Annotated in this window: 10 protein-coding genes; 4 read left to right on the top strand and 6 right to left on the bottom strand. The window is 66.9% G+C overall.

Annotated features, from left to right (window positions below; genetic code table 11):
• From RMO04_RS03040 to RMO04_RS03030, 3 genes are all read right to left on the bottom strand, one after another.
• Positions 1-206 (bottom strand): acyl-CoA dehydrogenase family protein (locus RMO04_RS03040; protein WP_309643320.1); only part of this gene is annotated, 206 nt, incomplete at its 3' end.
• A 64-nt stretch (positions 207-270) separates the two neighbouring features.
• Entirely contained in the window at positions 271-1,473 is a 1,203-nt protein-coding gene (locus RMO04_RS03035; protein ID WP_309643319.1) for an acyl-CoA dehydrogenase family protein, read from the bottom strand.
• A 111-nt stretch (positions 1,474-1,584) separates the two neighbouring features.
• On the bottom strand, positions 1,585-1,866 hold the full coding sequence (locus RMO04_RS03030) for a TonB family protein (protein ID WP_309643318.1): 282 nt from the start codon (positions 1,864-1,866) through the stop codon (positions 1,585-1,587).
• 86 nt (positions 1,867-1,952) lie between these two features.
• Here RMO04_RS03030 and RMO04_RS03025 point away from each other — a divergent pair, with 86 nt between their 5' ends.
• Positions 1,953-2,702: an endonuclease/exonuclease/phosphatase family protein gene (locus RMO04_RS03025; protein ID WP_309643317.1), complete on the top strand. Its 750-nt coding sequence runs from the start codon at positions 1,953-1,955 to the stop codon at positions 2,700-2,702.
• Here RMO04_RS03025 and RMO04_RS03020 read toward each other — a convergent pair.
• Together RMO04_RS03020 and RMO04_RS03015 are read right to left on the bottom strand one after the other, a co-directional pair.
• Positions 2,689-4,149, bottom strand: a complete 1,461-nt coding sequence (locus RMO04_RS03020; RefSeq protein ID WP_309643316.1) for a phospholipase D-like domain-containing protein — start codon at positions 4,147-4,149, stop codon at positions 2,689-2,691. The genes RMO04_RS03025 and RMO04_RS03020 overlap by 14 nt on opposite strands.
• Before the next feature lie 157 nt (positions 4,150-4,306).
• Complete coding sequence (locus RMO04_RS03015; protein ID WP_309643315.1) at positions 4,307-4,624, bottom strand: hypothetical protein; 318 nt, start codon at positions 4,622-4,624, stop codon at positions 4,307-4,309.
• Positions 4,625-4,796: 172 nt separating this feature from the next.
• Here RMO04_RS03015 and RMO04_RS03010 point away from each other — a divergent pair, with 172 nt between their 5' ends.
• From RMO04_RS03010 to RMO04_RS03000, 3 genes are all read left to right on the top strand, one after another.
• Positions 4,797-5,219: a PaaI family thioesterase gene (locus RMO04_RS03010; protein WP_309643314.1), complete on the top strand. Its 423-nt coding sequence runs from the start codon at positions 4,797-4,799 to the stop codon at positions 5,217-5,219.
• Between the two features lies 1 nt (position 5,220).
• Entirely contained in the window at positions 5,221-5,442 is a 222-nt protein-coding gene (locus RMO04_RS03005; RefSeq protein WP_309643313.1) for a DUF1289 domain-containing protein, read from the top strand.
• Between the two features lie 125 nt (positions 5,443-5,567).
• Positions 5,568-6,077: a TIGR02281 family clan AA aspartic protease gene (locus tag RMO04_RS03000; protein WP_309643312.1), complete on the top strand. Its 510-nt coding sequence runs from the start codon at positions 5,568-5,570 to the stop codon at positions 6,075-6,077.
• On the opposite strand, the gene dusA is transcribed toward RMO04_RS03000, so the two are convergent.
• Positions 6,021-7,040, bottom strand: coding sequence for a tRNA dihydrouridine(20/20a) synthase DusA (gene dusA / locus RMO04_RS02995; protein ID WP_405041456.1), 1,020 nt, complete (start codon positions 7,038-7,040; stop codon positions 6,021-6,023). The genes RMO04_RS03000 and dusA overlap by 57 nt on opposite strands.
• Between the last annotated feature and the right edge of the window lie 148 nt (positions 7,041-7,188).

Genomic DNA, 7,188 nt, shown 5'->3' with positions numbered 1-7,188 from the left:
GGACCGCCGCCCAGGCCGCCCAGCTCTTCCGAGAACGGCGCGCCCAGGATGCCGAGCTCCTCGGCGAAGGCCTTCCAGACGGCGGGCCGCCAGCCGGCCTCGGTCTTCAGCGCGTCGCGGCGCTGCTCGAAGCTGTAGTGGTCGGCCAGAAAGCTGGCGACCGTGTCGCGCAGCATCGACTGTTCTTCGGTGAAGCGGAAATCCATCTGGTTTCCCCGTGACTGCGCCCGCCCCAGTCTCTGCCAGGGCGGGCGTTTGTTCTGAATTGAGTTAGAGGCCGAGCACCATCTTGGCGATGATGTTGCGCTGGATCTCGTTGGAGCCGCCATAGATCGAGGTCTTGCGGCCGTTGAAATAGTCGCCGGCCAGACCATCGGCGTAGCCGGGGCCGATATTGGCGTTGTGGCCCAGGTCGCGCAGGTAGGGCGCGCCATAGTGGCCGACCGCCTCCAGCGCCAGTTCGTGGAGGCGCTGCTGGATCTCGGTGCCCTTGATCTTGAGGATCGAGCTTTCCGGCCCGGGACCCTTGCCGCTCTGCTCGCCGGCCAGGGTGCGCAGCTCGGTGTATTCCAGCGCCGTCAGGTCGATCTCGAGTTCGGCCACCTTGCGCTTGAAGAACGGGTCGGCCAGCAGCGGACCGCCGGTGTCCGACAGCTCGGTGGTCGCGATCTCGCGGACACGCTCCAGGCCGCGCTTGGAGCGCGCGACGCCCGCGATGCCCGAACGCTCGTGAGCCAGCAGCGCCTTGGCGCAGGTCCAACCCTGGTTCTCGTGGAAGATACGGTTCTCGACCGGCACCTTCACATTGTCGAGGAAGACGTCGTTGACCTCGTGGCCGCCTTCCAGGGTCGTGATGCGGCGCACCTCGATGCCCGGCGACTTCATGTCGATCAGCAGGAAGGAGATACCAGCCTGAGGCTTCGAATTTTGATCGGTGCGGACCAGGAAGAAGCCCCAGTCGGCATGCTGGCCCAGCGTGGTCCACGTCTTTTGGCCGTTGACGAGGTAGTATTCCTTGCCGTCGTCGCCGGTGAAACGCTCGGCCTTGCACTTGAGACTGGCGAGGTCGGAACCGGCTCCGGGCTCGGAATAGCCCTGGCACCACCAGATCTTGCCGTCACGGATGTCGGGCAGGAACTTCTCTTTCTGCTCCTGGGTGCCGAAGGTGTAGATCACCGGCGCCAGCATCGCCACGCCGAAGGGCAGGATGCCGATGGTGTCGGCTCGGGCCTGTTCCTCGGACCAGATGTACTTCTGGGTGGGGGTCCAGTCGGTGCCGCCGAACTCCTTGGGCCACGAGGGCGCCGACCAGCCCTTGGCGGCCAGGGCGCGGTGCCACGACAGATAGTCTTCCTTGCCCAGGTCCTCGCCGCGATCCTGCTTCTCACGCAGCGCCTTCGGATAGTTCTGCGCGATGAAGTCGCGGGCTTCCTTGCGGAACGCGGCGTCTTCGGGCGAAAAATCGAGGTCCATGGCGGGGCTCCCTGGCGCGAGTATTTACAGCGTATTTCGTTGGCCGCGACCATACGCGCGCCATGCGACGATGTGAAGATGACGCTTACGTCAACGTCACTCGATAGTGTCTCAATCGGGCAGTTTGAACTTCAAGGGGATGATAACCTTGCCGTTCCGGATCCGCCGATCGTGCGGCGGGACGCGGTATGCGGCGGCCAGTTTCAGGGCGAAGGCGCCGACCCCGGCGCCTATCGGGCTTTCCGACAGCAGCACGCACTGTGTCAGCCGGCCGGTCTTGGCCACGCGGCACTCCACCGTCGCCCGCCCCTGCCGAGCTTCAGCTCGCGCGGGGGGAATGTTCCCGGCGGGCTCCGCCAGGATGGCCGCGGCCATCGCCAAGGCCGTGAACATGTTGCTCTCCTGTCGGTTTCGCCGACATTGCCGCGAACCTTCGCCCCGCGCCAGCCGTTGGAGCGATTGCGCCGGCGTCGCGAGGCGTGCATCCCTGGCCGCCCATGCCCCGCATCCTCACCTATAACGTCCATCGCTGCGTCGGCACGGACCGCCGACTGGACGTGGGACGGGTCGCCGAGGTGATCGCCCGGCTCGCCCCGGACATCGTGGCCCTGCAGGAATTGGATGTGGGCCGTGCGCGGACCGGCGGCGTGGACCAGGCCCACGAAATCGCCCAACGGCTGAAAATGACCTTCCACTTCCATCCGGCCCTGCGGGTGGAGGAGGAGCTGTACGGCGACGCCATCCTGACCGCCTATCCTGAGCGTCTGATCCGCACGGGCCCCTTGCCCGGCCACCCCGCGATCCGCCAGTTGGAGCCCCGCGGCGCGCTCTGGCTGGCCGTGCGGATCGGCGATCAAGAGGTCAACGTCCTCAACACCCACCTCGGCCTCGTGCCCAAGGAGCAGCAGATCCAGGCGCGCGCCTTGGCGGGACCAGACTGGCTTGAGCATCCGGACCTTCGGGGCCCCACGATCCTGTTGGGCGACTTCAACGCCACGGCCACCTCGGTCGTCTACCGCACCCTCACCGCCAAGCTGGAGCCGGCCCGACGGCTGGCGCCGAACCGCGCGCCCACCTCGACCTTCCCCTCGGCCCTCCCAGTGCTGCGCATCGACCACATCTTCGTCAGTCCGGAGATCGTGGTGGAGAACGTCACTGCGCCCTTCGAGCCGCTGACACGTGTCGCCTCCGACCATCTCCCCCTGCTGATGGACTTCAGCCTACGGTAAGCCGTGGGCGCTCCCGGGCGCTCGCGTAGAGACGGTCGCGGCGGCGGCTGGGCCGCCAGCTGTCGCTGACATTGGCCGGGTCGCCCAGATGGTAGGTGGCGACCATCTCGCTGAGCGTCGAGTGCGCCATCGGCAGGATAGGCGATAGCCGGCCTTCGCGGTTGAGAGCTTCGATGGCCGCGATCAGTCCGCCGTGTTCGGCGCGGGCCTTGGCCACCGCGTCTCCGGTGTGTCCGATGAAGTGGCCGATCAGGCGGTCGCGGAAAGCGGTCAGGGCCATGCGATCGGCCTCGGACGCGACTTCGAAACTCAGTTCGGCCTCGGTGTCGAAGCCGCCGGACCGATTGTTCAGGTTGGCCGAACCCACCCGGGCCAGGGTGTCGTCGAAGACGCTCACCTTGGAATGCACGATGATCTTGGAGCCGCCCCGCGTGGTCGGATACCAGGCGCGGAACCGCCCGAAGACGTCAGCCGCGCGAAGCCGCCACATCAGGTTCGAGCGCGCTCGGTCCATCGTCAGCTGATCGAACCAGCTGGGGCTACGCCCCGTCGAAATTAGCACGACCTCGGGTCCGTCGGGTTCCGCCAGCCGTTGTGCGATAGCCTCGGCGACGGCGGGAGCGGTGAAGTATTGGTTCTCGAGATAGATGGTCGCCTTGGCGGAGAGGATCGACTCGATCGTCAGGCTGCGGATTTCGTCCACCAGGGGCCGACCCTTCCAAGCCGGCTCGGTCCGACCGATGGCGACCGTCACGTCGCGCAGGTGGGCTGGGATGTGGCTTGGCCAAGGATCGGAGCCTGTCGGCCCGTCCGGCCTCGGCAAGGCATGGCCCGTCGCGCGGCGCCAGCGTTCCCGGGCCAGGTCGCCCAGGGCCGCGGCGGCCTCCCCGTCGACCATCGCCATCACCTCGTGGCGTGGATCGTGGCATTCCTGGTCGGGCATGATCCGGCGCGGATCGACGTCGAGGTGGCCCGGCGTATCCCAGCGATCGACCCCGATATCGCCGCCGCCGCAGAAGGCCAGCTCATCATCGACGACCAGCACCTTCTGGTGATGGCAGGCGCCGAACGGCACCTTGTCATCCAACACGAACTTCACGCCGGTTCCCAGGAACCAGTGGCGCGCGCGGTGAGGGAAGAACTGCTGGCTGATAGCCACCGGCAAGGCCGACTTCCAGATCAGCAGGCGGATGTCTAGATCGGGGCGAGCTCGGGCCAACTCCACCAGGATGCGCCCGACCTCGTCGGGATCGTCGGGACCGTCCTTGCCGTCTGGAAACAGCCGCGCCCGCGGGTCGAACCCCCAGCCGAGCAGCAGGACGGATCGCTTCGCCTTGCGAATTGCCTCGTAGACCGCCGTGAAGTAGGCCTCGGTGTCGATGAGGAAGGCGGCGCGCCCGGCGCGCGCCACGCGCCAGCAGGTCTCGCCCGGTCTCAAGACACTCATGGCCGGTGCGACGCCTCCCCAACGCTCTCAGAATTCCTGCGGTCAAGGTGGGTTCCGAAGCGCACGAACGCCAGCGAAGAGTTGCGAAAGAAAAAAGAGCGCCCGGCGGCTCGGCCGGGCGCTCAGTGGTTGCCGACAGGACTGGGCCGGGGGGCCGTCAGCCCTTGTAGACCTGGCATGGTCCGGTGAGTTCGGCGGTCAGGCGCGCCCTGCGCTCCTCGTTCTGGGTCTTGGCCTCGCTCTTGGCCTTTTCCATCTCCGTGCGGCCGCGATCGACCACGTGGGAGGCGCGTGAGCGTTTCGCGGCCTTCAGGAAAGCGTCCATGGCCACGGTGTCCACGGCCGCCAGCTCCCCGGCGGCCAGTCCGCGGCAACGGTTGGCCCGCAGATAGTCCATGTCGCTAACCGCGGCGGCGGCGCTGTCGGCGACGGACAGGACGCAAAGCGCGGCGAAGGCGGTCGTGATCGATCGCATGACGGTACTCCTTGAGGATCCACAGGCAACCTGACCCTCGAAGCTCGTCGTCTCAAATGAATTTCCAGACATGTTTAGTATTATTGGATTAAATATTGGTCATGATACATGATGGTTGCTGACCCAAGATAATCCAGTTGCAACTATAGAACATGGACGCAATCATTTAGGCATGACGCCAGACATCAAGCTCGACGCTGTCGCTGTGAACGCCCTGCTGCGGCGAGCCTTCCCGCAGGCCTCCGACCTGGTCTTCCCGACGGTCACCGAGGTCGAGCCAGGCCGCGTTCACACGGTCGCGCCCTATCATGAGGGCATGCTGCGCCCCGGTGGCTTGATCTCGGGCCCCAACCTGATGAGCCTAGCCGACACCGCCGCCTACGCCCTGGTGCTCTGCCACGTGGGCGACGAGCTGATGGCGGTGACGAGCAGCCTGGTGATGAACTTCCTGCGCGGCGCCAAGCCGGGCCCGATCCACGCCGAGGCCTTGTTGCTGCGCCTGGGCCGACGCAGCGCCGTCTGCGACATCCGGCTCTGGACCGAGAGTCCGGAGCGACTGGCGGCGCAGGCCACGGTGACCTACGCTATCCCCTGACATGACCGATATCCCAGCTCGCCCCCCGGCTCCGATCAAGACGCCTTGCATCAAGGTCTGCGTCGTCGACGGCGAAAGCGGCCTGTGCATGGGCTGCTATCGCAAGCTGTCGGAGGTGGCCGGCTGGACCAAGCTCACCGACGCCGAACGCGCCGCGATCATGGCCGAGGCGCCCGTCCGCCGCGGCCGCATCAGCCCCGAAAAGCTGGCGATGTTCAGCTGAGCTTGCGCGCCGAGCGCCGTTAGGACTTCGGCAAGTTTCGATTCATCGGTTGCAAACCCCGCCTGCCTACTCTGCGCGCTCGGGTCGAGAACGGCCCCTGGATTGGCCGGAGAACGGGTGTCGGGATGATCAGACTGGCGGTGCTGGCGCTGATAGGAGCGGTCTCTGCGGTGGGCGCGGCCCAGGCCGTGGTGAGTTTTGACCGCAAGCACAGCGTGCCCGAGCTGCGGGCCGCGCTGGCTATCGCCCCGACAACCACGTCTGAAGGCGGCGCCGCATCTATCGCCAAGGGCGCCGACGGCCACTATTGGGCCGAGGCCGACGTCAACGGCTCGCACGTGCGGTTCCTGGTCGACACCGGCGCCAGCGCCGTGGCCCTGACCACGCAGGACGCCAAGCGGCTAGGCTTCGATCCGTCCAAGCTGAACTACGCCTACAAGGTCATTACCGCCTCGGGCGAGACCCGCGCCGCGGCCGTCAAGCTGGGCCGGATCTCCATCGCCGGCGCGGAAGTGGCCGATGTCGACGCCCTGGTGATCGAGGAGGGTCTCGAGACCTCCCTGCTGGGCATGAGCTATCTAGGCCGCCTGTCCCGCTTCGAGGCCACGAAGACGGCGCTCATCCTGCGCCCCTAGGACCGCAGCCAGCGCGGCGTCCACCACCTCAAGTCCCGCCCCAGCCTTCACGCCCTCGACCGTGAGGATGCGTCGCCAGGTCCGCGCCCCCGGCATGCCGTGGAACAGGCCCAGCATGTGCCGCGTCATGGCCGCCAGGTGCGTGCCCCGCGCCAACTGATCGGCGATGTATCCGCGATAGCGCTCGACGGCCTGGAAGGCGTCGACATCTTCGCCCTGCCCGAACACCAGGCGATCCACCTGACCCAGCAGACCCGGGGTGTGATAGGCCGCGCGGCCCAGCATCACCCCGTCCATGACCTCCAGGTGCGGCAGGGCCTCCTCCAGCGATCCAATCCCGCCGTTGATGGCGATGGTGAGCTCCGGCCGCTCGCGCTTGAGCCGGTGGACAAGGTCGTAGTCCAGCGGCGGCACGTCGCGGTTCTCCTTGGGCGACAGGCCCTTCAGCCAGGCCTTCCTGGCATGGACGATGAAGGTGGTCACGCCGGCCTGGGCGCACAGGTCCACCAGACGGAACAGGCTCTCCTCGGGCTCCTGCTCGTCGACGCCGATGCGGCACTTGACCGTGGCCGGTACCTTCACGGCCGCGCCGATGGCGGCCATGCACTCAGCCACCAGCTCCGGCTCGCGCATCAGGCAGGCGCCGAACCGGCCGCTCTGCACACGGTCGGACGGGCAGCCGACATTGAGGTTGATCTCGTCATAGCCTTCGGCCTCGCCGATCCGGGCGGCGGCGACCAGGTCGCCGGCGTCCGAGCCGCCAAGCTGCAAGGCCACGGGATGCTCCGCCGCGCTGAAGGCCAGCAGTCGCGCACGGTCGCCATGCAGGATCGCCCCCGTCGTCAGCATCTCGGTATAGAGCAACGCCCGCGACGTCAGGGTCCGGTGCAGGACCCGGCAATGCCGGTCCGTCCAGTCCATCATCGGGGCGACGGACAGTCTATGAGCTTGATCGTCTCGCACGTTCACTTGCAGCTTCAGTTCGTTGAAGGGACGGTCTCGAGCCGACCCTGAGACACGATGCGGCCTTCTACGCCAAGGTCGACCCAGCCGCCAGGAAACCCAACGCTGTCCGTGTTGTCACCTGCGGCTTGCGATCCGACGCATCAAC

It is taken from the genome of Phenylobacterium sp. (assembly GCF_031412415.1).
GTDB lineage: Bacteria > Pseudomonadota > Alphaproteobacteria > Caulobacterales > Caulobacteraceae > Phenylobacterium.
This window is presented reverse-complemented; position numbering and strand designations above follow the sequence as displayed.

Excerpts from the sequence above, each read along its gene's own strand:
- RMO04_RS03005 (WP_309643313.1), top strand. The coding sequence starts at position 5,221 with ATGACCGATATCCCAGCTCGCCCCCCGGCTCCGATCAAGACGCCTTGC.
- RMO04_RS03010 (WP_309643314.1), top strand. The coding sequence starts at position 4,797 with ATGACGCCAGACATCAAGCTCGACGCTGTCGCTGTGAACGCCCTGCTG.
- RMO04_RS03030 (WP_309643318.1), bottom strand. The coding sequence starts at position 1,866 with ATGTTCACGGCCTTGGCGATGGCCGCGGCCATCCTGGCGGAGCCCGCC.
- RMO04_RS03015 (WP_309643315.1), bottom strand. The coding sequence starts at position 4,624 with ATGCGATCGATCACGACCGCCTTCGCCGCGCTTTGCGTCCTGTCCGTC.
- RMO04_RS03000 (WP_309643312.1), top strand. The coding sequence starts at position 5,568 with ATGATCAGACTGGCGGTGCTGGCGCTGATAGGAGCGGTCTCTGCGGTG.
- RMO04_RS03035 (WP_309643319.1), bottom strand. The coding sequence starts at position 1,473 with ATGGACCTCGATTTTTCGCCCGAAGACGCCGCGTTCCGCAAGGAAGCC.
- RMO04_RS03020 (WP_309643316.1), bottom strand. The coding sequence starts at position 4,149 with ATGAGTGTCTTGAGACCGGGCGAGACCTGCTGGCGCGTGGCGCGCGCC.